Genomic DNA, 23684 nt, shown 5'->3' with positions numbered 1-23684 from the left:
GTTGTTAAATTCCTTTTGATTTATGTTTTTGATTTTTGATACCGAAACTACTGGTTTACCAAAAAGCTGGTCAGCACCTATTTCTGATACCGATAACTGGCCTCGTTGTGTTCAAATTGCTTGGCAATTACATGATGAATTAGGGAATTTAGTTGAGCATCAAGATTATTTGGTTAAACCAGAAGGATTTAATATTCCCTTTGATGCAGAACGTGTGCACGGAATTTCAACGGATTTAGCCAATCATGAAGGGATTTCTTTACGTGAAGTACTTGAAAAATTCAATATAGCCTTATCTAAAACAAAATATATTGTTGGACATAACGTTGGCTTTGATGTTAATATTATGGGGTGCGAATTTTACAGAGTTGGAATTACATCCGATTTAAGTCAAAAACCGGTTTTAGATACTTGTACTGAAAATACAGCAGAATTATTAAAATTACCTGGAGGTAGAGGGGGGAAATTTAAATTACCCACATTAACGGAATTAAATGAGTTTTTATTTGGTGAAAAATTTGCTGAAGCTCATAATGCAACTGCCGATGTGGAAGCAACTACTAGATGTTTTTTAGAGTTAATTAAAAGAGAAATTTTTTCTTCTGAAGAACTTCCTGTTCCCAACGACTATTATGTTAATTTTAGACAAAATAATCCCGATGTAAAACCGATTGGATTAAAACATGTTAATCTAAAAACGGCCTCTGATGAATTAAGAAAGCGATTACAATCTCAATTGCCAGAAGGTGTTGCTTTAATCTCTGAAGAAGAAATTGATTTATCTAATGTTGCTTTTGCGCATTTACACAATCATTCTCAATTTTCAGTTTTACAATCTACCATGTCTATTCCAGCATTAATCAATAATGCAGTAAAAAATAAAATGCCCGCAGTTGCTTTAACAGATATAGGGAATATGATGGGGGCATTTCAGTTTGTTAGTGGTATTATAGGACACAATAAAACAGCTGAGGGAAAAAATAAGGCGGCAGAAGAGGCGGGTGAATTACCAACAGAAACCATAGTAAAACCTATTGTTGGCTGTGAATTTTATGTGTGTGAAAACCGATTGGATAAATCTAAAAAAGACAATGGTTATCAGGTTGTTTTTCTTGCAAAAAATAAAAAAGGCTACCATAATTTAGCAAAATTAGCTTCCTATGCTTATACCGAGGGAATGTATTATGTCCCTAGGATTGATAAAGATTTGATTGTTAAATACAAAGAAGACATCATAGTTTTAACCGGGAGTCTTTATGGTGAAGTGCCCAATAAAATTTTAAATATTGGTGAAAATCAAGCTGAGGAAGCCTTGCTTTGGTGGAAGGAACAATTTGGGGAAGATTTGTATATTGAAATCATGCGTCATAATCAACAAGATGAAGATGCGGTAAATCAAACCTTAATTAAGTTCGCAAAAAAGCACAACATAAAATTAGTCGCAACTAATAATACTTTTTATACCGCAAAAGAAGATGCCAATGCACACGATATTCTTTTGTGTGTCAAAGATGGAGAAAAACAAGCCACACCAATAGGTCGAGGTCGTGGTTATCGCTATGGATTACCAAATCAAGAATATTATTTCAAATCACAAGATGAAATGAAAGAGCTATTCAAAGATTTGCCAAGTTCTATTACCTCGATTCAAGAAATTATAGATAAAGTTGAAATTTATTCGCTCTCTCGTGACGTGCTTTTGCCAAAATTTGATATTCCTGCCGAATTTCAAGTGGAGGAAGATAAAATAGATAAAGGCGTTCGAGGAGAAAATAATTATTTGCGCTATTTAACCTATGAAGGTGCTAAAAGAAGGTATCCTGAAATAGCAGATGAGACATTAAATCCTCAAAAAACGGCAGAAATTAAAGAGCGCTTAGATTTTGAATTACTTACTATTAGTAACTCTGGTTATCCCGGCTATTTCTTAATTGTGCAAGATTTTATTGCAGAAGCAAGAAAAATGGGTGTTGCCGTAGGTCCAGGTCGTGGATCTGCAGCGGGTTCGGCAGTTGCTTATTGTTTGGGGATTACAAATATTGACCCAATTGAATATGATTTGCTTTTTGAGCGTTTCTTAAATCCAGATCGTGTGTCCATGCCCGATATTGATATTGATTTTGATGATGAAGGACGAGGACGTGTGATGGATTATGTAATTCAAAAGTATGGCGCCAATCAAGTAGCACAAATTATAACTTATGGTAAAATGGCAACCAAATCAGCCATTCGGGATACCGCTCGTGTGCTCGATTTACCGCTTTTCGAAGCCGATCGAATTGCAAAATTAATTCCAGCCATGATGCCAAGTAAATGGAATTTAGCCCGATTCATTTCTGAGAATGAAGACGAGGTGAAAAAAGCTTTAAAATCTTCTGAAGAATTTGATCGTGTTCGCGAATTAATTGATATTGCAAAAAGTGAAGATTTATCGGGTGAGACTATTCAACAAGCAAAAGTATTGGAAGGTTCGCTTCGAAATACAGGAATACATGCTTGTGGTGTGATTATTACGCCAGATGATATTACTAATTTTGTTCCCGTTACAACGGCTAAAGATTCTGATTTATATGTGACACAATTTGACAATGCCGTGGCAGAAAGTGCGGGATTGTTAAAAATGGACTTCTTAGGGTTAAAAACGTTAACCTTAATAAAAGATACGGTTAAGTTAGTTAAATACCGTCATGGAATAGAATTGGATCCCGATACCTTTCCAATTGATGATAAAAAAACGTATGAATTGTTCCAACGTGGAGAAACAGTCGGTATTTTCCAATATGAATCGGCGGGAATGCAAAAATATATGAAGGAATTAAAGCCGACAGTATTTGCCGATTTAATTGCCATGAATGCCTTGTATCGTCCAGGACCATTAGAATATATTCCTAGTTTTATTAAACGTAAAAATGGACAAGAGCCTATAGTGTATGATTTAGATGCTTGTGAAGAATATTTAGCTGAAACTTATGGTATTACGGTTTATCAAGAGCAGGTAATGTTGTTGTCGCAAAAATTAGCTAATTTTTCTAAAGGGGATGCCGATGTTTTGCGTAAAGCCATGGGTAAAAAGATGTTGGATGTTCTAGAAAAAATGAAATCTAAATTTATTGAAGGAGCTGTTAAAAATGGACATGCAGAAGATAAATTAGAAAAAATTTGGAAAGACTGGACTGCTTTTGCTCAATATGCTTTCAATAAATCACATTCAACTTGTTATGCTTGGGTGGCATATCAAACGGCGTATTTAAAAGCACATTATCCAGCAGAATACATGGCGGCGGTTTTATCCAATAATATGAACGATATTAAACAAGTAACGTTCTTTATGGAAGAAGCGAAACGAATGGGATTAGAGGTCTTAGGGCCGGATGTTAATGAGTCGTATTATAAATTTACGGTAAATGATAATGGGGCGGTTCGTTTTGGAATGGGAGCTATTAAAGGTGTAGGAGAAGGAGCGGTGAATACTATTGTGGAAGGTAGAAAGGAAGCACCTTATCGGTCTATTTTCGATTTAGCAAAACGAATCGATTTGCGTGCGGCTAATAAAAAAGCTTTCGAAAATTTAGCTTTGGCAGGTGGATTTGACTGTTTTGTTGGAACTCATCGAGCACAATACTTTCATACAGAAGGCGATGGCGTTACGTTTCTTGAAAAGGCTATGCGCTATGGATCAAAATATCAAGAAAATGAAAATTCGTCTCAAGTGAGTTTATTTGGTGAGTCGGCCGAAGTACAAATTCCAGAACCTACAGTACCACCTTGTGACGATTGGAATACCATGGAGAAATTAGCTCGCGAAAAAGAAGTAGTGGGAATATATATTTCAGGTCACCCGTTGGATGATTATAAATTTGAAATGAATTATTTCTGTAATACGCGTCTTGAAGCTTTCAAATCAATGGAACAGTTGGTTGGTAAAAATTTATCGTTTGGAGGGATTGTAACAAATGTCCAACATCGTGTGGCTAAAAATGGAAAAGGTTGGGCTACGTTCAATGTTGATGGCTATGATGAATCGTATGAATTCCGAATTTTTGATGAAGAATATTTGAAATTCAGACATTTCTTAGTGCAAAATAATTTTGCATATTTCCGCGTTACTATTAAAGATGGATGGGTTAATAAAGATACAGGTAAAAAGTCCGATCCTAAAATTGTTTTTACTCATGTGCAGTATTTACAAGATGTATTGGTGGATTTTGCTAAAAAATTAACCATTCAGATGCCTATTGAGGAATTAAAAGAACAGTTGATTCAAAAATTAAATGATTTGTTTCAAAATCACCAAGGAAACTTAAATGTTACTTTTGAAGTTTTAGAGTTGGAGAAAGTAACACGTCAAATTGAACGTAAAATTGAAATGGATGAAGATTTTTCATCAGAGGAGGAAGAAGGTTCTGAAACAATTGTTATGGAAAGTCAAATGGAGGAAGTAGAAGAATTAATTATTAAAAACAAGTTAGAAATGCCTTCACGGAAATTAAAAGTTGGGGTTTCAAAAGAATTATTGGAAGAATTAGAAAAAATGCAATTGAAATTTAAATTGAATTAATCAATTTTGTTAATGTGTAGATAATTAAAACAAATCATAAAATATTTTTAGAATTTAATAAATTTTATAATTTCGCATCATACTAATAAATTAAATAGAAATAAAATGGCTTTAGCAATAACAGATGCTACTTTTGAAGAAGTAGTTTTAAAATCAGATAAACCTGTAGTAGTAGATTTTTGGGCAGCTTGGTGTGGTCCATGTAGAATGGTTGGTCCAGTTATCGACGAAATTTCTTCTGAATATGAAGGTAAAGCAGTAGTAGGTAAGGTAGATGTAGATGCGAATCAAGAGTTTGCTGCAAAATACGGAGTAAGAAATATTCCAACAGTATTAGTATTCCAAAACGGAGAAGTAGTAGGAAGACAAGTTGGGGTTGCTCCAAAGAAAACATATACAGATGCGATTGATGCATTACTATAATCTTTAAAACAAATAGTTAAAAGCTCAACTTAGGTTGGGCTTTTTTGTTTGCGCACTTTTTTTTATATTTGAGATATGAATTTAGATACTCAAATAGAAAAAATATCGAGTTTTAAACACTTAGAACTTTTGGCTAATCAAATTGTAGAAGGATTTATTTCTGGAATGCATAAATCGCCTTTCCATGGATTTTCTGCTGAATTTGCTGAGCACAAAATTTACAATCCAGGTGAAAGTACCAAGCATTTAGATTGGAAATTATATGCAAAAACAGATCGTCTGTATACAAAAAAGTATGAGGAAGAAACCAATTTACGTTGTCATTTGATTATTGATAATTCTTCTTCTATGCATTATCCAAAATTGAAAAACGATCAACAGTTCTACGAAAGTAAAATAGGTTTTTCGGTTTTGGCTTCGGCAGTTTTAATGAATTTATTAAAAAAGCAAAGAGATGCAGTGGGTTTAAGTGTGTATTCTGATACCTATGAATATTATGCACCTGAAAAAGGAAGTGAACGTCATCATCGCATGATTTTGAATCAAATGGAGCAACTATTAGAAAATCAAAAAGATTCAAAAAAAACGGATACGGTAACTTTTTTACATCAAATAGCGGAGAATATTCACCGTCGTTCCATGGTGATATTGTTTACGGATATGTTTCAATCTTCAGATGAAGTGCAAAATGAAAAATTGTTTAAAGCATTACAGCATTTAAAACACAATAAACATAAGGTTGTTTTGTTTCATGTGTATGATGCTAAAACAGAATTCCATTTCGATTTTGATCATGCTCCTAAGAAATTTATTGACGTTGAAACAGGAGAAGAGATAAATTTATTCGCTGAAAATCTTAAAATTGATTATGAAAAATCAGTAAAAAAATACTTTGATAGTATTGAAAATACCTGCTCTGCATACAGAATTAAGTATGTGCCCGTTTCAGTTGATGAAAAATTTGAAAAAATTATTACTACTTATCTTGTTGAAAAACAGAAGTTTGGTTAAAAAACGTAAAAATATTTTAAATTTTTCTCAAAAAACATTTGCAGATTTAAAAAACCGTCTTATATTTGCACTCGCATTAAAGCAAGGTTTGGTAGTTCAGTTGGTTAGAATACATGCCTGTCACGCATGGGGTCGCGGGTTCGAGTCCCGTCCAGACCGCAAAATAAGGGAAGCATTTCGAGGAATCGGAATGCTTTTTTGCCCCTTAAATGAAATGTAATTACATTTTTTTATATATTTTTATATATAAAAAATTCAAAATAGTTGTGTTGTTTAGGTACGAAAGTACCAAGGTTTAGTAGTTAGACCAATGAAAAGCTCTCCAGACTTGGTAGGGCTTTTTTATTTTTTGGTCCTTTATTTGCTAAAAATATGCTTTTGAAAAAATAATTCTCCTCATTACATTGATTATCAGACATTCTTAATTTTCTTTTCAAAAATATGTTCAAAACCCTTGTAAAGTCTGAAAAGAGTAGTATATTTGCACTGCAATAAAGCAAGGTTTGGTAGTTCAGTTGGTTAGAATACATGCCTGTCACGCATGGGGTCGCGGGTTCGAGTCCCGTCCAGACCGCAAAGCGCTTCAAATATGGAGCGCTTTTTTTATATGTATCAAGTTTATATAATATATTCAAAAACGTTAGATGTTTATTATAAAGGATTTACGACTGATTTGGGCAAAAGAATCTTAGAACACTCCTCAGGATTAAGTAGATTTACTTCAAAAGCTACAGATTGGGAATTGGTTTATTCCATTTCATTTGAGACAAAAAAAGAGGCTTTACTAGAAGAGAAGCGATTAAAAAAGTTGAACAGATTATCTATAAAAAAATTACTGATGGATTAGACTACATGCCTGTCATCTCGTTGTGTTCAACGAGACGGGTTCGAGTCCCGTCCAGACCGCAAAGCGCTTCAAATATGGAGCGCTTTTTTTATATGTATCAAGTTTATATAATATATTCAAAAACGTTAGATGTTTATTATAAAGGATTTACGACTGATTTGGGCAAAAGAATCTTAGAACACTCCTCAAGATTAAGTAGATTTACTTCAAAAGCTACAGATTGGGAATTGGTTTATTCCATTTCATTTGAGACAAAAAAAGAGGCTTTACTAGAAGAGAAGCGATTAAAAAAGTTGAACAGATTATCTATAAAAAAATTACTGATGGATTAGACTACATGCCTGTCATCTCGTTGTGTTCAACGAGACGGGTTCGAGTCCCGTCCAGACCGCAAAGCGCTTCAAATATGGAGCGCTTTTTTTATATGTATCAAGTTTATATAATATATTCAAAAACGTTAGATGTTTATTATAAAGGATTTACGACTGATTTGAATAAACGAATTTTAGAACACACAACGGGTTTAAGTAGATTTACTTCAAAGGCTACAGATTGGGAATTGGTTTATTCCATTTCTTTTGAGACAAAAAAAGAGGCTTTACTAGAAGAGAAGCGATTAAAAAAGTTGAACAGATTATCTATAAAAAAATTACTGATGGATTAGACTACATGCCTGTCATCTCGTTGTGTTCAACGAGACGGGTTCGAGTCCCGTCCAGACCGCAAAGCGCTTCAAATATGGAGCGCTTTTTTTATTTTATAGTATACTCAAATTAAAACCAAATAGCCCAATTTTTAATGAATAGCCAAATATAAATACCTAATAAAAGTATTCCATAAAACACTTTCATAAACGTACCTGCTAAAAATCCTGCAAATGCACCTATGGCTGCATTAAATGCTCTTTTTTGATCTTGAGAGTTGTAAATTAATTCTCCAATAAAAGCGCCTAAAAATGCACCAAAAATAAATCCAAAAGGGATTGGGGTAAAGAATCCAATAACTAATCCAATATTCGTTCCCCAAATGCCGTATTTTGTTCCACCAAATTTTTTGGTTCCTTGAGCAGGTATAATATAATCGAGTATACTAATCACTATGGTGAAAAATAAAGTGATTCCCAATAACCAATAGTTCGTTGGAATTCCAGGAATAAAATAAAAACACACTATTCCAATCCACGAAATGGGTAAACCGGGTAAAGCAGGTGCTATACTTCCAATAATTCCTCCTATAATTAAACAAAATCCTAAAATCAATAAAACGTATTCCATAAATTATGTATTTTTGAATTTTAAATTAAACTTTAATGAATAAATTTTTAGTCTTAATTGTGTTTGTCTCACTACAATCGTGCCAATTTTTTGATAAAAAAGTGCCCGATGAAAAGGAGTTATTGCAGCAAGAACTAAAAAAAATCAATTGGAAAGAAGTAGATCAATGGCCAACATTTATAGAATGTGACTCTATCTCTGATAAAGAAAATCAACGTAATTGTTTTTATCAAATGATGTTAACACAATTGCAAGAAAAATTACGAGATGATAGCATTGCTAAACTGTTTCCTCAATTAGATTCTATTCAAGTAAAGGTAACTATTTTTTCCGATTCCAAAGTTAAATTTGAGCCTGTAGTCAATGATTCGGTAAACTTAAACCGTTCACAATTGGATAGTATTTTTCAATTGCGTTTAGCTGATTTTCCCAAAGTAAATCCTGCTATAAAGAGAGGTATTCCGGTTAAAACAGAGTTTCAATTGCCTGTGGTTTTAAAAAAATAATTTAGTTTAATTTTCTATTTTTCCATTGGTAGTTTCCTGAAAACGCTAAGAATACGACAACAATGGTAAAGTAGGGATAGATTAAAAAGCTAGGTATAAATTTTTTAATTTTTACTTGAAAATAGGCAGAAGCAAATCTTAAAAATATAAAATCAATACCCATTTTTACTAGGCTAAAATATAGAAATTGATATATGAAACTATGGTAAAAAAGGGTGAAGAGTAAAGTAGCAATCATTCCAATATTGGTAAAGAAAACAACCAAACCTAAGATTTTAGGATACCAAGTTACATAAGCAGAAGTTTTACTGGCCCATCGTACCCGTTGATGGACTAATTCTTTCCAAGTGAAACAACTATTCGTGTAAACAACAGATTGATTGCCTAAATAGCGCGCCCAGGAAGTGTTTTCTTTTACTATTTTTTGCAATAAAAACACATCATCCCCGCTGGCTAATTTTGTGTTGCCTTCGTATCCATTCAAAATAGTAAATATTTCTTTTTTATAAGCCAAATTAGCACCATTGCACATAAATCCTTTTTCAATGCCAAAACTTCCGGCTGTTACCCCTTGTAAACTTAACATGTCGTTATTTTGAAAATGATGTAAAAAAGAATTTTGATCATGATAAAGTACACTTCCAACCAACATATTCACTGAACTATTTTGAATTTCTTTATCAAAAACAGCTAACCAATTTACGGGTACTATACAATCTGCATCTGTAGCGGCAATCCAATCAAATCTTGCAAGTGGAATAGCGGTTTCAATGGCATCTTTTTTAGGAGAATTAGATTTTCTTTTATTGGGAAAAATAGATACTGCAAACTTGTAGTTTTCAACTTCTACTTTCCATCCGTCATTGGATTCATCATCAATTAAAATAACTTCAAATAAGTCGGTGGGATAATCTAATTTTGAAATACTTTCAAGTAAGGAAGATAAATTGTTAGCTTCATTTCGAAAAGGAACAATGATACTAAATGTTGTTTTGGGAGTTACAATTTCTCTAGTTATTTTTTTATTAGCTTTTACAATTCCAAAAGCTAATTGTGTAATACAAGCCACATAAATAAATAGTATGAAAATAAAGAGAAACATATTTTGCAATTGTTAATTCATTGTTTTTTGTTTCGATTGGTAGGTCATTACAAAGTAACTTCCAATTATCACAGGAAGTACTACATTAAAGAACCACATAAATGTAGTAATAAATAACACAACAACTTCATCAACATCTATTTTTTCAAAGAACCATAACGCTACACCGCCTTTTACAGCAAAATCTAAAAATTGAAAAGAAGGTAAAGACGAGGCAATGAAATAAACGGCCATTATGGTTGAAATAATTGTAAAATAGGGCAACTCAACTCCAAATAAAACAAATAAAAAATAATATTGATGGGAAAAGGTTAGGTAGCGTCCAATCGCTAATATGTTATTTTTAAAATGTATTTTTTTGGGTATTTCATTAATTTTAGAAAGAAAGGCAGCCATTGAATAGCCTTTTATTTCTAAGTTCTTAGTTAATGCTAACAATATAACTACAAGTATTCCAAAGCCAAATATTAGAAGAACCCAATTGTAGAAACCTAAATACAATAACCCAATTATTCCAAAAAGAATACTTAAAAGCATTTGAATGCCGTTGCAAATTAGGTTTAAAAAAATTACTTTTTTGACTTCTTTTTTCGGGAAATAAAGGGCTTTTCCTGCATATTCACCGATTCCGTTTGGCGTAAATAATCCGGCGGTTAATGCCGCTAAAACTTGTTTGGATGCCGCTTTTAAAGAAATGGGATGAAGAACTTGTGCTAAATTTTGCCATTTCAATATTTCTAAAAATCGATTTAAAAAACTTAAAAACAACATGAAAAACAACCAACTAATCGTAAATTTATGCTGTAAGATTGCTTGAAATTGTTTCCAACTCATTTGTTCATTGTGGGCTAGTTTGTCGTAAATAACATAAAAAGCCAAACAAACAATAAGGACTTTGGTAATAAATGTTAGATAATGTTTAGTTTTGTGTGAAATCGAAATCATTTTGCAAAGAAAGAGAAAACTTTGAACTTTAAACTTTAAACGGTAAACAAAATTGTCAAACGAGAGAATCATATTAGGAATTGACCCAGGAACAACCATTATGGGATTTGGATTGATAAAAGTGGTCAATAAGAAAATGGAGTTTATGCAATTGAATGAATTGTTGTTGAATAAATACGACGATCATTATTTAAAATTGCAGAAAATTTTTGAACGGACCATTGAATTAATCGACACCTACCATCCAGATGAAATTGCGATTGAAGCTCCTTTTTTTGGGAAAAATGTACAATCCATGCTCAAGTTAGGTCGCGCCCAAGGTGTGGCTATGGCTGCTGGGTTATCGCGCCAAATTCCAATTACAGAATATGAGCCTAAAAAAATAAAAATGGCAATTACAGGAAATGGGAATGCAAGTAAAGAGCAGGTAGCTAAAATGCTCCAACAATTAGTGGGCTTAAAGGAATTGCCAAAAAATCTGGATTCAACCGATGGCTTAGCTGCCGCGGTTTGTCATTTTTTCAATACAGGCCGACCAGAATTAGGTAAAAAATATACCGGTTGGGATGCCTTTGTGAAACAAAACGAAAATCGAATAAAAAAATAAAGGCTTCATGTACGTTTAAAGTATTCGTGTGACCTTAAATAAAGAAGTCAATAAATTAAAATGTCGGGAATTTACATCCACATACCATTTTGCAAACAAGCATGTCACTATTGTGATTTTCATTTTTCTACTTCTATGAAAAAGAAAGAAGATATGGTATTGGCATTAATTGACGAAATTCAACTTCGAAAAGATGAGTTTGGAGATGAACAGGTTGAAACTATATATTTTGGAGGAGGAACACCAAGTGTACTGACTGTAGATGAAATTCAAGTATTGATTGATGCAGTTTATGAAAATTTTAATGTCACGGAATCTCCTGAAATTACCTTAGAAGCCAATCCGGACGATTTAGATGATGATACGATAATACAATTAGCCAATTCACCAGTAAACCGATTATCAATTGGTATTCAATCTTTTTTTGAAGAGGATTTGAAACTCATGAATCGGGCACATAATGCAATGGAAGCCAAAAGATGTTTGCAAACGGCTACCCAATATTTTGACAATATTAGTTTGGATTTGATATACGGCATGCCCAATATGAGCAATGAAAAATGGTTGCAGAATGTGCAAACTGCATTGTCGTTTGGTGTTCCACATATTTCAAGTTATGCCTTGACCGTTGAACCCAAAACAGCGTTGAAAAAATTAATCGAAAAAAAAGTCGTTGAGGCACCAAAGGATGAAGTTGCTCAGGAACATTTTTTAGTTCTTATTGAAGAATTAGAAAAAAACGGATTTATACATTATGAGTTGTCTAATTTTGGTAAACCAGATTATTTTTCAAAAAACAATACGGCTTATTGGTTGGGTAAAAAATACATAGGAATTGGTCCTTCGGCTCATAGTTATAACGGAAAAGAACGCAGTTGGAATATTGCAAATAACACCTTGTATTTAAAAGCTATTCAAGAAAATAATTTGCCAAATGAAATAGAAGTGCTAACCAAGACAGATCGGTATAACGAATACATTATGACGGGTTTACGAACCATTTGGGGAGTTTCTTTGAAACGTGTGGAATTCGAATATGGAGAACGGTATTTGTTATATTTGTTAGAGCAATCCAAGAAATATATCCATTCAGAACACTTACAAATTGAGGCAGATGTATTAACAACCACCAAAAAAGGAAAATTCTTAAGCGATGGTATTGCTTCGGATTTATTTTTATTAAATTTGGAATAAAAGAAATACACTCTAAAATAATGAAATTGTCTTTTGAAAATTATATAATCGATCTATCAAAACCTATAGATATTTCGCTTCCTATCACAACAGATGGTAAAAATCCGATTGCATGGTATCAAAACCAACCGGAAATTGAACCTGTAAAAATGGGCGATTGGATAGGAAAAGTTTCGGAAGGAAAATCTTCGACAAATTTTAATAATATCTTTTTTAATCCGCACGCACACGGCACACATACGGAATGTTTGGGTCATATTACCAAAGATTTTTACAGTATAAATCAAACCTTGAAGCAATTTTTCTTTACGGCAGAACTCATTTCAATTCAACCTGAAATATATGAGGGTGATTTAGTAATAACTAAAGATTTAGTAGAAAAAGCAATGGGTTCTAAAACGCCAAAAGCTTTAATTATTAGAACCTTGCCAAATCTCGATTCCAAAAGACATTTAAATTATTCCAATACTAATCCGCCTTATTTAAGTGAAGAAGCAGCTGTTTTTATTCGAGAAAAAGGAGTGGAGCATTTGATGATTGATTTGCCAAGTGTAGATAAAGAGCACGATGAAGGGAAATTGGTAGCGCACAAGGCATTTTGGAAGGTAAAAAACGTAAATGAAGTTAATAGTGATGCTCGATTTAATGCAACCATTACGGAGTTGATTTTTGTTCCAGATGAAGTATTAGACGGAAGTTATCTGCTTAATCTACAAATGGTATCCTTTGAAAATGATGCAAGTCCGAGTAAACCAATTTTATATTCACTAGAGAATAATTAATAAAATGAATATCCAACAGTTATATGAATTTTGTTTGAACAAAAAAGGGGTAACCGAACATTTTCCTTTTGATGAAGATACGCTGGTTTTTAAAGTAGGAGGTAAAATGTTTTGTTTAACATCGTTGTCTGAATGGGAAAAAGGAACTCCAAGTTTAAATTTAAAATGCGATCCTGAAAAAGCCATTCTTTTACGTGAGGAATTTGAAGCCGTAAAACCGGGTTATCATATGAGTAAAGTGCATTGGAATACCGTTTCAACAGGAAATGATGTTACCAATACACTGCTGTTAGACTTGATTAATCATTCTTATGAACTGGTTTTTAATAGTTTGTCCAAAAAGTTACAACAAGAAATAGCCCAATCTTAAAATTAGGCATTACATTTGATAGAAATAAAAACAATCAACTAAAATAATCATGATAGAAAATTTAAAAAAAATATTAAACGAAGACCAAGATCCAAAAGCAATAGAGAAAATTTCTTCGAAGTTAGATAATTTATTAATGTCCAATGAAGAAGTAGGGTATATAGCCGTACAAAAGAAGCCCGCTATAACCGTTTTTCCAGATAGTGTGGTGGTAACCAACAAGCGTATCATTTTATGTAAACCTAAAAATTTAGGATTATCAATGGAGTTTGTGGATTACGATTGGAATGATATTGCAGGGGCTTTCGTAAAAGAAGGGATATTGGGAGCAGATTTTACATTTAATACAAAATCTGATTTAACCCATACAGTAGATTATTTGCCAAAAAATCAAGCTCGAAAATTGTATACGTATTCAAAAGAACAGTTGGATAATTTAAAATCGAGTACCGTTTTTAATGCTAATTCTGAGCCGGTGTTCAAAAATGAAGAAATAATTCCTTCCATTGAAGCAGAAGAAATTCCTGTAGAAGAAGTAACACATTTGGCGGAAATAATGCCTGTTGCGACTGAAATTAGCGTGCCAGATACAGAAATTGAGGCTGAAATTCATCATGAAAAATCCCTTAAAGATTTGACGAAAGAGGAGTTGTTTGAAAAATTACAGAATTATAAAAAGCTGTTAGATAATGGTTTAATTCTTCAAGGCGAATATGATCGGTTAAAAAATGAAATTATTCCTTATTTATAAAAAGAAAAGCCAATAGTTACTATTGGCTTTTTTTATTTTTAATTGAAATATTCTAAAAACAAAAAATCCCGACGTAGTCGGGATTTTGTGGTACCTCCAGGAATCGAACCAGGGACACATGGATTTTCAGTCCATTGCTCTACCAACTGAGCTAAGGTACCTTGTAATCGTTGAGCATTTCTGCTTGCTGATTGCGGGTGCAAATATAGAACCATTTTTATTATTTCCAAAACAAAAAATAAAAAAAATCAATTTTGTACCTTTGTGTTCTTAAATTTAGAATATGATATTAACCGTAGATATTGGAAATACATTCATCAAAGTAGCTGTTTTTGAAGAAGTTGAATTGGTAGAGAAATTTGTTTTTACTACTGAAGAAGTTGAAAAAAAAATTTTAAAAATTTTTAAAAAATATCCAAATTTATCAGCTGCGATCTATTCTTCTGTTGGAAAAAAGAGTGATTTGCTTGATGAAAGTATAAGCAAACATGTAAAAATTACTAAAATAGACGCTGGTTTTAATTTTCCTTTTATAAATAAATATGAAACTCCTAAAACCTTAGGTGTAGATAGGATGGTGCTCGCTTCGGGTGCTACCTTAGCTTTTGCTAATAAAAATTGTTTGGTTATTGATGCGGGAACTTGTGTAACTTATGATTTTATTTCAGATCAAAACGAATATTTAGGTGGAGCAATTTCACTAGGGATTAGACTGCGCTACGAATCTTTACATAATTTTACCGCAAAATTACCTCTATTGGAAAAAAAGAACCCAGACCATTACATTGGAAAAAATACAAATGAAGCTATTCATTCTGGTGTTATTATTGGATTATTAAATGAAATTGAAGGTTTTATTTCTAAATATTCTGTTAATTATCAGGATTTAACAGTAATTTTAACAGGAGGAGATGCTAATTTTTTGGCTAATCAATTAAAAAGCACCATATTTGCCGATGAAAATTTTTTATTGAAAAGTTTACAACAATTACACTCATATAGTTTACAAAATGATTAAAAAAATAGTATTCGCAGTTTTAGTTTTTATTAGCGGGCAATTATTTTCTCAAGAAAATACCGCGTCGCCTTATTCTTTTTACGGGATAGGTGATGCAAAGTTTAAAGGTACAAATGATATTATTGCAATTGGAGGATTGAGTGTTTATTCAGATAGTACGCATTTAAATGTATTGAATCCAGCTTCATATGCTAATCAAATGTTAACAAGCATACAGGTTGGAGGTACATCTAATTTCTATAAATTAAGTTCAAGTACGGATACTCAAAAAGCGCAAAAAACAACATTCGATTATTTAGTTATTGGCTTACCATACAGTAAAAAATTAGGATTCTCTTTAGGGTTGTTACCACAAAGTGCAGTAGGTTATAGATTGGTAAACGATCAATTAAGTACTAATAATTATGCTTACAGATATAACGGTTCAGGAGGATTAAATAAAGTGTATTTTGGTGCAGGTTATCAGTTGACTTCAAAATTGAGCGTAGGGATGGATTTTCAATATTTATTTGGTTCAATAGATGCCAAAACCACGTTGTTAATAAGTAATGTTCAATTTAGTACAAGAGAGATCAATAATTCTAATGTAACTGGAGTAGGTTTGAATTTTGGATTGAATTACCAGTCAAAGTTAAACGATAAAATTAATTATAGAACTAGTTTTACATTTGCACCAGAGATGAAATTAAATTCTAAAAATTCCAGACAAATTGCAACCATTTCTTTCGGAGCGGATGGAACTGAAATTCCTGCAAGTGTAAATGATATAGATGTAGCGGATACAAAATTAGTGTTGCCTACAAAAATTGCTGCTGGATTTGGATTAGGAAACAGAAAATGGTTTGTAGGAGCTGATTATACGTTTAGAGGTACAGGTAATCAAGTGAATAGGTTTGAAAATTATTCAAATGTTTCATATGAAAATTCATCTAAAATAGCAATTGGAGGTTTCTTTATTCCTAAGTATGATTCTTATAAAAATTATTTTGAAAGAGTTACGTACAGAGCCGGATTTAGATATGAAAATACAGGTTTGGTAATTAACAATACTTCTATAAAAGATAGAGCATTAAGTTTCGGATTTGCGTTTCCTATTACAGGAACATTTTCAAGTTTGTCAATTGGTTCAGAATGGGGAACAAGAGGAACAAGCGCAAATGGATTGATAAAAGAAAATTATTTTTCTGTGAATGTAGGGCTGATTTTTAATGATAAATGGTTTAAAAAGAATCTTTACAATTAAATTGCTATGGGTAGAAATTTTTGGATACTATTCATTGGAATGTTGGCTTTTGTTTCGTGTGAAAGTAATTTGAAAGATGTTCAAAATATTTATAAAACAACTTTTGTTCCAACTGGTGAGGCAGATTCAATAAATTTGAAATATACTGATTCTGGAAAAGTAAAATCCAAATTACAAAGTCTAAAAATGTTAGATTATTCCTCAGCAAAAAATCCATTTATCGAATTTCCCAAAGGAGTACTCGTTACATTATATGATGCCAAAAATAAAACTACTACAATAAAAGCTGATAAGGCGTATTCCTATAAAAGTACACAGATTATTGATTTGCAAGGAAATGTTAAGATTGAAACTTATGATGGTAAGATTTTACAGTCCAATCAATTGTATTTTGATCAAAAAAATGAATGGTTTTTCACTGAAGAAGCGTTTAAATTCATGGACCAAAATGGAAGTTATATAGAAGGTGTTGGAATCGATTTTAGTAAAGATTTTAAAGTCTTTAATATGCAAAATAATAGAGGTGAAGTTAATAATGTTGATTAAATAAAGTAAAAAATGAAATGGCTTAAATACTCTCAATATCTGTATTTGTTTGCAGGTATTGTTTTTTTTATCAGTGCAGTGTATAAATTTTTCTCTCAGGAAACTTATATGTTACAATTCTTTATTTCAGGTGTGCTAATAATTATGTACTTCGTTAGACGAAATTTTGTTAAAAGAATTGAAAATCGTCAAAAAAATCAATAAAAAAATACTTTACTATTTTATTATTAAATAGATAATTGTATTTTCGCCCTCTGAATAAAAATAATCAAAATAAAAATGGCAATTTTATCAAAAATTAGACAACGTTCTATTTTGCTAATCCTAATTATTGCGTTAGCATTATTTTCATTTGTACTTGCAGATGTGATTAAAAGTGGTGGATTTAGTGGAAGTTCAAACAAAGTAGGTTCTATCAATGGAACCGATGTTGATTACCAAGAATTCATGCAAAAAGTTAGTAATGCAGAAAAATCACAACAAGGTATGACTACAACTCAAGCAATTAATAATGTTTGGGAACAAGAAGTTAGAAAAGTACTTTTGAATGAACAGTATGAAAAAATTGGTCTTGTTTTAGGTAAAGATCAAATTATGGGTGTAATTAAAAATCATCCACAATATTCTCAAGCACCACAATTTTTAAATGCTGCAGGTAAATTCGATGAGAAAAAATTTGAAGAATATATCAAATCATTACAAAATGCTCCTGATCAAACAACTTGGCAACAATGGTTAGCTTTTGAAAATGATTTACAAGATTATGCAAAAGAGCAGATATACAATACATTAATAAAATCTAGTGTATATACGACTAAAGCTGAAGGTAAAGCTAAATATGAAAGAGAGACTAATAAAGTTGATTTCGATTTCGTTTCTGTAGCTTATTCAACAGTAAGTGATGATCAGGTGAAAGTGACTGATGAAGAAATTATTGCTTACATGAAGAAAAATCCTAAAAAATATAAATACGACAATACTAGAACTTTAGAATTTGTTGTTATTGACAATAAGCCTTCAAAAGAAGACGAAAATGCAATGAAAACTAAAATTGATGGTTTGTTAAAAGGAGGTGTTGTTTACAATAGTAAAACAGGTAAAAATGACACTATTCCAGGATTTGGAGCAGCAAAAAATATTGCTGAATTTGTAAATTCAAATTCTGATTTAAAATTTGATTCTACTTATGTAGCTAAGAAAGATTTGTCTCCAGAATTTGGTGAACAACTATTTAACTTAGCTCCAGGACAAGTTTATGGTCCGTATGTTGAAGGTGGTTATTACAAATTAACTAGATTAGTTGGAAGAAAATCGAATGCTAATGCAAAAGTAAGCCATATTTTAATTGCTTATAAAGGAGCTTCTTCAGCTGCGCCTACAGTTAAATTAACAAAAGAAGAAGCAAAAGCGAAAGCAGATAATTTATTAGCTCAAGTTCAAGCTAATCCAGGTAATTTTGGAATGTTAGCAATGGCTAATTCAGATGATCAAGGTTCTAAACAAAATGGAGGGGTGTATGATAATGTTGCTCCTGGTCAAATGGTTAAACCTTTTGATAACTTCTTATTTAATAACCCTGTTGGGAAAATGGGTGTAGTTGAAACTGATTTTGGTTTCCACGTAATGAGAGTTGAAGCAAAATATGATGCTGTTGCTTTAGGTACAGTTGGATTAAAAATTCAACCTTCTGAAAAAACAGAAAACGCAAACTATGCAAAAGCAAATAAATTTGAAGCAGATGCTACTGCAAATGGGATTGAAAAAGCAGCTAAAGCTTCTGGTTTAAAAGTTGCTCCGTCTGCAAGTGTAAGAGCTTATGATGAAAATATTAATGGTTTAGGTATTCAAAGACAAATCGTTTCTTGGGCATTTAATGAAGAAACTGCTGAAGGAGCTGTAAAAAGATTTGATATTCCAAACGTTGGATTTGCTGTTGTTAGTTTAAAAGCTAAAAACGATAATGGATTATTACCAATTGATTTAGCAAAACAATCTGTTGAGCCTTTAATTAAAAACGAGAAAAAAGCTGAAATCATTAGAAAGAAAATGAATGGTGCTACTTTAGAAGCAGTTTCAAAAGCTTCTGGAGCAACTATTACTCCTGTTATTGGTTTAAGTTTAGGTAATCCTGTTTTACCAAATATTGGATATGAGCCTAAAGTAGTTGGAACAGCTTTAGGATTAGCTCAAAATAAAACTTCTAAGTTGATTGATGGAAATATGGGTGTATATATGGTTAAAACTAAATTATACTCAAAAGCTCCAGTGATCAAAGATTTTACATCACAAATAGATCAATTATCTCAACAAACTAAAGGTGGTGCTTCTTACAGAGTTATTCAAGCTTTAAGAGATAGAGCAGATATAACAGATAATAGAGGTAGATTTTAATCTATTTTTAGGATAATATTAAAAAGGCTGAATTTATTTTCAGCCTTTTTTTATTTTTGTTTTTTATTAGAATAGAATTTAAAAATGAAGAAATTTTTAGTAGTAGGCTTAGGTAATATAGGTTCTGAGTATGTAAATACACGACATAATATTGGGTTCAAAATTTTAGATTATTTTGCAAATAAAGAATCTATTTCATTTCAAACAGCAAAACTTGGTGATATTGCCGAATTTAAAGTAAAAGGTAGAACTATACTATTTTTAAAACCAAATACTTACATGAATTTAAGTGGTAAAGCAGTAAAGTTTTGGATGGATAAAGAGAATATTGAAAAAGAGAACATATTAATTATTACCGATGATTTAAATTTGCCTTTTGGTAGTATTCGTTTAAAAGGAAAAGGATCTGACGGCGGACATAATGGACTTAAAAACATTCAACTTCTTTTGAATACTACAGAATACCCGAGATTTCGATTTGGTATAAGCGATGCCTTTAAAAAAGGACAACAAGTAGATTATGTTTTAGGTGAATGGGACGATGATGAAAAAGAAAAATTAAAAGAGCGATTAGAATTGTCTTCAGAAATTATTAAATCTTTTGTATTAGCCGGATTAAATAATACTATGAATGCATTCAATGGTAAATAATAAAGCCCCAAAATGGGGCTTTAATTTTTTAAATATTCTATGTTGTGGTTTATTCCACTACAATTTTCTTAACTACTTTTCTATTACCATCTTGAACAGTAACCAAATAAATTCCTGTTTCAACATTGTTTAATGAAATAGTATGATTGAATAAGCCATTATTTTCAAATGTTTTGGTGAAAACTTGTCGGCCTCTTACATCGTGAACTTTAATATCTGTTTGATTTGATTCAGTTTGGAAATTAACAGTGAATGTTCCGCTATTTGGATTAGGATAAATTGATAAATCATTTATAGCATTAAAACTTTCGTTAGTTAAAGGAGTTTGGGCCATACATATGTTTAAACTCCAATTGGTTACATTTCCTGTATCACCTGTGAACCAATCGGTAGCTCTTAATGTCCAAGTGCCGTTTGCAGTTTTTCCTGCCAATCCTGTTAATGGCGTTTGAGGTTTTACATTTCCAGTGATTAGTGGAGACAAACATGATCCATTTGGTAATGCACTTGTGCCAGCATCGGTAAAATTAAAATTATATGTAGTACTAGCCGAAATTCCTTCGTCACAGTTTCTATTCATTAAATTTATTACAGTACCATCAGGATGTACTAATTGAACAACTAAATCCTGAACATAGCTGTGACTTAATGTTAACGATGTGGATATAGAATTAATATTCCCTGTTACCGTGCCTGGAACTGCAATCGTTTTTGATGCAGTTGTTCCTGGTGTATTTGCTCCGGCTCCATCTTGAATATTTAAAGTAGTATTATTTGAATAAGTATAGCTACAGTTTGATTCTCCGGTAGTAAATCTGAATGCTGCACTATATGAGCCTGAACATCCTGCGTTTTTAGGCATTACTCTCCAATAATAGTTCGTAATTTCAGATAATCCTGTAATTGTAACCGAGTTTGTTGTTGTAGTTCCCGAGGCTAAAATAGTTGTAAAAGTTGCATCAGAAGCTATTTGATAATCATATCTGGTTGCAACTGCATTAGCTGCCCAAGTCAAGGTTGTAGTAGTTGATACTCCTGTTGCTAAATTCGCTGGGCTAGTTAAGTTTTGTGTGCCAAAGCTGCCACTTACAACAGATAAATATAAATTTACAGTCTTAGTTGTGGCTCCAGAAGTTCCTGTAACTACTATGGTATAACTTCCAATAGGTACTGCAGCAGTTGAAGATAAGTTTACAGTTACTGTTCCGTTAGATGAAATTGAACTTGGTGAAAAAGAAACAGTTGTGTTTGCTGGGTTGCCAGTTGCACTAAGTGTTGCGGTTCCAGAAAAACCTCCAAAAGTAGAGTAGTTTAATGTATATGAAGTGCTATTTCCTTGGCAAATGGTTGAGTTTTGTCCGCCACTACCACCACCGTACGCTAAGCCGAAAGTTGATCCTGGTGCAGTAATTGTAAAGTTTGTATTAGAAATGTCAAAGAAGACATGGTTGTATCCTTTTACCATTATTCTGTTTGTTGTTCCAGTATTGTTTGGTACTAAAATAGTTTCAGAGCCATCATTAGGAACATTAGAAGCTAATAAAATTGGATAAGTGTTTCCTCCGTCTGTCGATAAGAAAATGTCAACTGTAGCACTGTTTACATTGTTTGCTGTTGTTCCAGCAACATTCCAAGTAACCGTTTGATTGGTTCCTGCTTGCCATGAAACAGCTGTGTTTGGAGCTGTTACGGCAAATGGGCCAGCGGTTGCGTTAACAGTTAATTTTACAGTGTCATATTCTGTTAAACCAAAACCAGCTACGTTGTCTCTTACGGTTACTGCAAAATTTAAATCTCTCGCTACAGAGCTTAATGCCTCTACGTTAATTTCGGTTCCAGCAGTTGTAACTGAATTTGCAATTACACTTTGAATTCTTGGGAAATATCTATGTGTAGCAGAAGTTGGGGTATAAGATCTAAATGTTGGTCCTCCAGTTTTTGTTGCGCTCGCAGCACTTGAAGCGCCGGTTTGTGTTGTTGCGTTGTCAATTTGTTCCCAACAATAAGTGAGTGAATTTCCAGCATCGGGATCAGAGCCAACAGCAGTTAAAATAAAAGGAGTACTTTTAGGAATGGTATAATCTAAACCGCCATTTACAGTTGGAGTGTTATTGCTAATTGAATTTCTAACAGGACAAGTTTTACTTTCCATGTTTGTTTGCACTTGGTCTATGCTCGCAATATGAAAATAAGCATCGGAATTGGGTTGTACATCTTGACCCGTTATTCCAGCGTATCCCATGATTGTAGATCCTGATCCAGGTTCCATATTAACACCAGAACCTTCTACATTGTGAGAAAAAGTGTGATTTGCACCAAATTGATGTCCTAGTTCGTGCGCAACGTAATCTATATCAAATGTATCGCCTGCAGGAACTCCGTTTGAAGGAGAAGTAAATCCGCTCCCTTTTTGTCCATCTTCACAAACACAACCAATGCAACCTGCATTACCTCCACCTCCAGAAGCACCAAATAAATGGCCAACATCATAGTTTGATTCTCCAACTACAGTAGTTAATGTGTTTTGTAATTCTGCATTCCAAGCACCTCCGCTACCTGCTGCTGCAGCTGAATAAGGGTCAGTTCCAGCATTGTAGTAAATTACACTTGAAGATTGAGATATAATGTTCATATGGATACAAAAGTCTTTTTCAAATACTCCATTTACTCTTGTCATCGTGTTATTGAACGCGGCTAATACATTTCCAACTTGAGCAGCACTAGTTGCTCCAAAATAATTAGAGTATTCAGCAGTACAAGATAAAGCTAGTCTAAAAACTAAAATCTGATTTAAACTAGATCTGCTTGTGGTTGAAGTTTTAGAAGCGATTTTAGTTGCAAAAGCAACTTCGTCTGTAGAACAAGTAAAAGGTAATTTGCCTTTTCTGCTTTTTGATGAATATACAGCATAAATGGTGTTGTCTGAAGAATAGGCTTCAATGAATTCGCTCTGACCATTAGGTTTAATAGTCATTGTTTGAATGCTATTCGGGCTTACACTTAAACGGAGTGTGTAATTTTTGTTTTCTACCCCAACGCCAACATAGGAACGAATTTCTGGAAACTGAGCTTGTAACTCACGGTCAAAATTAGAAGCTTCGTACATTTTGTAGTTTTCAAATTGTCCTTCAGAATTTGGGATGGAGATGATAACTGTTTTAGGGTTTTTAACAAACCTATCATCAGCCTGAAATAAGGATTGTTTTAACGCATTAACATTTAATTGAAATAGTTTAAATTGATCTGGAAAATTTTCTCTGGAAACGGTTTTGTTAATTGATTTCACATCTTTTGATGTTTTAGAAACCCATAATTTATCGCTCTGAGAAAAAACAACTGTAAAAGTAAATATACTCCATACAGTTAATAGTAGTTTTTTGTTCATTTGATGTGATATTGAGGTTAATTAACAAATATAATCAATTATATTTAATAAAAACCACAATAAAGTATAAATTATGCAAA

The 23684-nt window shown here is 32.5% G+C and carries 21 protein-coding genes and 3 tRNA genes; 19 read left to right on the top strand and 5 right to left on the bottom strand.

All coding sequences use genetic code 11. The annotated features are described in order from the left end of the window. Positions 1 to 22 precede the first annotated feature (22 nt). The 8 genes from dnaE to KQS_RS12195 all read left to right on the top strand — a co-directional run bounded on the left by dnaE (position 23) and on the right by KQS_RS12195 (position 7503). Positions 23 to 4558 (top strand): DNA polymerase III subunit alpha, encoded by a 4536-nt coding sequence (gene dnaE / locus KQS_RS12230; protein ID WP_014389487.1) that lies wholly within the window; start codon positions 23 to 25, stop codon positions 4556 to 4558. Between the two features lie 69 nt (positions 4559 to 4627). After that, the gene (trxA, locus tag KQS_RS12225) at positions 4628 to 4981 is read left to right on the top strand and encodes a thioredoxin (protein WP_262487939.1); all 354 of its coding nucleotides are present in this window, start codon (positions 4628 to 4630) and stop codon (positions 4979 to 4981) included. A gap of 75 nt (positions 4982 to 5056) precedes the next feature. Next, complete coding sequence (locus tag KQS_RS12220) at positions 5057 to 5992, top strand: DUF58 domain-containing protein (RefSeq protein ID WP_014389485.1); 936 nt, start codon at positions 5057 to 5059, stop codon at positions 5990 to 5992. An 85-nt stretch (positions 5993 to 6077) separates the two neighbouring features. Then, a tRNA-Asp gene (locus KQS_RS12215) sits at positions 6078 to 6151 on the top strand. A 341-nt stretch (positions 6152 to 6492) separates the two neighbouring features. Continuing rightward, positions 6493 to 6566: transfer RNA gene (locus KQS_RS12210), tRNA-Asp, on the top strand. Between the two features lie 15 nt (positions 6567 to 6581). Next, the gene (locus tag KQS_RS14250; protein WP_157868429.1) at positions 6582 to 6839 is read left to right on the top strand and encodes a GIY-YIG nuclease family protein; all 258 of its coding nucleotides are present in this window, start codon (positions 6582 to 6584) and stop codon (positions 6837 to 6839) included. A gap of 74 nt (positions 6840 to 6913) precedes the next feature. Next, positions 6914 to 7171: a GIY-YIG nuclease family protein gene (locus KQS_RS12200; protein WP_157868428.1), complete on the top strand. Its 258-nt coding sequence runs from the start codon at positions 6914 to 6916 to the stop codon at positions 7169 to 7171. A gap of 74 nt (positions 7172 to 7245) precedes the next feature. Next, positions 7246 to 7503: a GIY-YIG nuclease family protein gene (locus tag KQS_RS12195; RefSeq protein ID WP_157868427.1), complete on the top strand. Its 258-nt coding sequence runs from the start codon at positions 7246 to 7248 to the stop codon at positions 7501 to 7503. Between the two features lie 109 nt (positions 7504 to 7612). Here the strand turns inward: KQS_RS12195 and KQS_RS12190 are convergent, their stop codons facing one another. Continuing rightward, complete coding sequence (locus tag KQS_RS12190) at positions 7613 to 8113, bottom strand: DUF456 domain-containing protein (RefSeq protein ID WP_014389481.1); 501 nt, start codon at positions 8111 to 8113, stop codon at positions 7613 to 7615. A 35-nt stretch (positions 8114 to 8148) separates the two neighbouring features. On the opposite strand from KQS_RS12190, the gene KQS_RS12185 reads away from it, so the two are divergent. After that, entirely contained in the window at positions 8149 to 8619 is a 471-nt protein-coding gene (locus KQS_RS12185) for a hypothetical protein (protein ID WP_014389480.1), read from the top strand. Position 8620: 1 nt separating this feature from the next. Here the strand turns inward: KQS_RS12185 and KQS_RS12180 are convergent, their stop codons facing one another. Together KQS_RS12180 and KQS_RS12175 are read right to left on the bottom strand one after the other, a co-directional pair. Next, positions 8621 to 9721 (bottom strand): glycosyltransferase, encoded by a 1101-nt coding sequence (locus KQS_RS12180; RefSeq protein ID WP_014389479.1) that lies wholly within the window; start codon positions 9719 to 9721, stop codon positions 8621 to 8623. A 12-nt stretch (positions 9722 to 9733) separates the two neighbouring features. Beyond that, positions 9734 to 10666 carry a lysylphosphatidylglycerol synthase domain-containing protein gene (locus tag KQS_RS12175; protein WP_014389478.1) on the bottom strand — a complete coding sequence of 311 codons (933 nt, stop codon included), beginning with the start codon at positions 10664 to 10666 and terminating at the stop codon, positions 9734 to 9736. A gap of 52 nt (positions 10667 to 10718) precedes the next feature. Between KQS_RS12175 and ruvC the strand changes: the two genes are divergently transcribed. From ruvC to KQS_RS12150, 5 genes are read left to right on the top strand one after another with little or no spacing between them, the layout of a single operon-like run. Next, entirely contained in the window at positions 10719 to 11273 is a 555-nt protein-coding gene (gene ruvC / locus KQS_RS12170) for a crossover junction endodeoxyribonuclease RuvC (RefSeq protein WP_014389477.1), read from the top strand. Positions 11274 to 11333: 60 nt separating this feature from the next. Further along, positions 11334 to 12467 carry a radical SAM family heme chaperone HemW gene (gene hemW / locus KQS_RS12165; RefSeq protein WP_014389476.1) on the top strand — a complete coding sequence of 378 codons (1134 nt, stop codon included), beginning with the start codon at positions 11334 to 11336 and terminating at the stop codon, positions 12465 to 12467. 20 nt (positions 12468 to 12487) lie between these two features. Then, complete coding sequence (locus tag KQS_RS12160) at positions 12488 to 13249, top strand: cyclase family protein (protein ID WP_014389475.1); 762 nt, start codon at positions 12488 to 12490, stop codon at positions 13247 to 13249. A 4-nt stretch (positions 13250 to 13253) separates the two neighbouring features. Next, on the top strand, positions 13254 to 13619 hold the full coding sequence (locus tag KQS_RS12155; protein WP_014389474.1) for an MmcQ/YjbR family DNA-binding protein: 366 nt from the start codon (positions 13254 to 13256) through the stop codon (positions 13617 to 13619). A 49-nt stretch (positions 13620 to 13668) separates the two neighbouring features. Beyond that, positions 13669 to 14370, top strand: coding sequence for a PH domain-containing protein (locus tag KQS_RS12150; protein ID WP_014389473.1), 702 nt, complete (start codon positions 13669 to 13671; stop codon positions 14368 to 14370). A gap of 88 nt (positions 14371 to 14458) precedes the next feature. Here KQS_RS12150 and KQS_RS12145 read toward each other — a convergent pair. Continuing rightward, positions 14459 to 14531 (bottom strand) — tRNA-Phe (locus KQS_RS12145). Positions 14532 to 14653: 122 nt separating this feature from the next. On the opposite strand from KQS_RS12145, the gene KQS_RS12140 reads away from it, so the two are divergent. From KQS_RS12140 to pth, 5 genes are all read left to right on the top strand, one after another. Next, the gene (locus tag KQS_RS12140; protein WP_014389472.1) at positions 14654 to 15388 is read left to right on the top strand and encodes a type III pantothenate kinase; all 735 of its coding nucleotides are present in this window, start codon (positions 14654 to 14656) and stop codon (positions 15386 to 15388) included. Next, a complete protein-coding gene (locus KQS_RS12135; RefSeq protein WP_014389471.1) occupies positions 15381 to 16631 on the top strand; it encodes a hypothetical protein in 1251 nt (416 codons plus the stop codon). Before KQS_RS12140 ends, KQS_RS12135 begins: the two co-directional genes overlap by 8 nt. A 6-nt stretch (positions 16632 to 16637) precedes the next feature. Continuing rightward, on the top strand, positions 16638 to 17177 hold the full coding sequence (lptC, locus tag KQS_RS12130) for an LPS export ABC transporter periplasmic protein LptC (RefSeq protein WP_014389470.1): 540 nt from the start codon (positions 16638 to 16640) through the stop codon (positions 17175 to 17177). Between the two features lie 279 nt (positions 17178 to 17456). Further along, positions 17457 to 19568 carry a peptidylprolyl isomerase gene (locus tag KQS_RS12125; RefSeq protein WP_014389469.1) on the top strand — a complete coding sequence of 704 codons (2112 nt, stop codon included), beginning with the start codon at positions 17457 to 17459 and terminating at the stop codon, positions 19566 to 19568. An 84-nt stretch (positions 19569 to 19652) separates the two neighbouring features. Beyond that, positions 19653 to 20219 (top strand): aminoacyl-tRNA hydrolase, encoded by a 567-nt coding sequence (gene pth, locus KQS_RS12120; RefSeq protein WP_014389468.1) that lies wholly within the window; start codon positions 19653 to 19655, stop codon positions 20217 to 20219. A gap of 49 nt (positions 20220 to 20268) precedes the next feature. Here the strand turns inward: pth and KQS_RS12115 are convergent, their stop codons facing one another. After that, entirely contained in the window at positions 20269 to 23604 is a 3336-nt protein-coding gene (locus KQS_RS12115; protein ID WP_014389467.1) for a zinc-dependent metalloprotease, read from the bottom strand. Positions 23605 to 23684 lie beyond the last annotated feature (80 nt).

This window comes from Flavobacterium indicum GPTSA100-9 = DSM 17447 (genome assembly GCF_000455605.1).
Taxonomy (GTDB): Bacteria; Bacteroidota; Bacteroidia; order Flavobacteriales; family Flavobacteriaceae; genus Flavobacterium; species Flavobacterium indicum.
The sequence above is the reverse complement of the archived record's forward strand: the minus strand, read 5'-3'. Positions and strand labels throughout refer to the sequence as shown.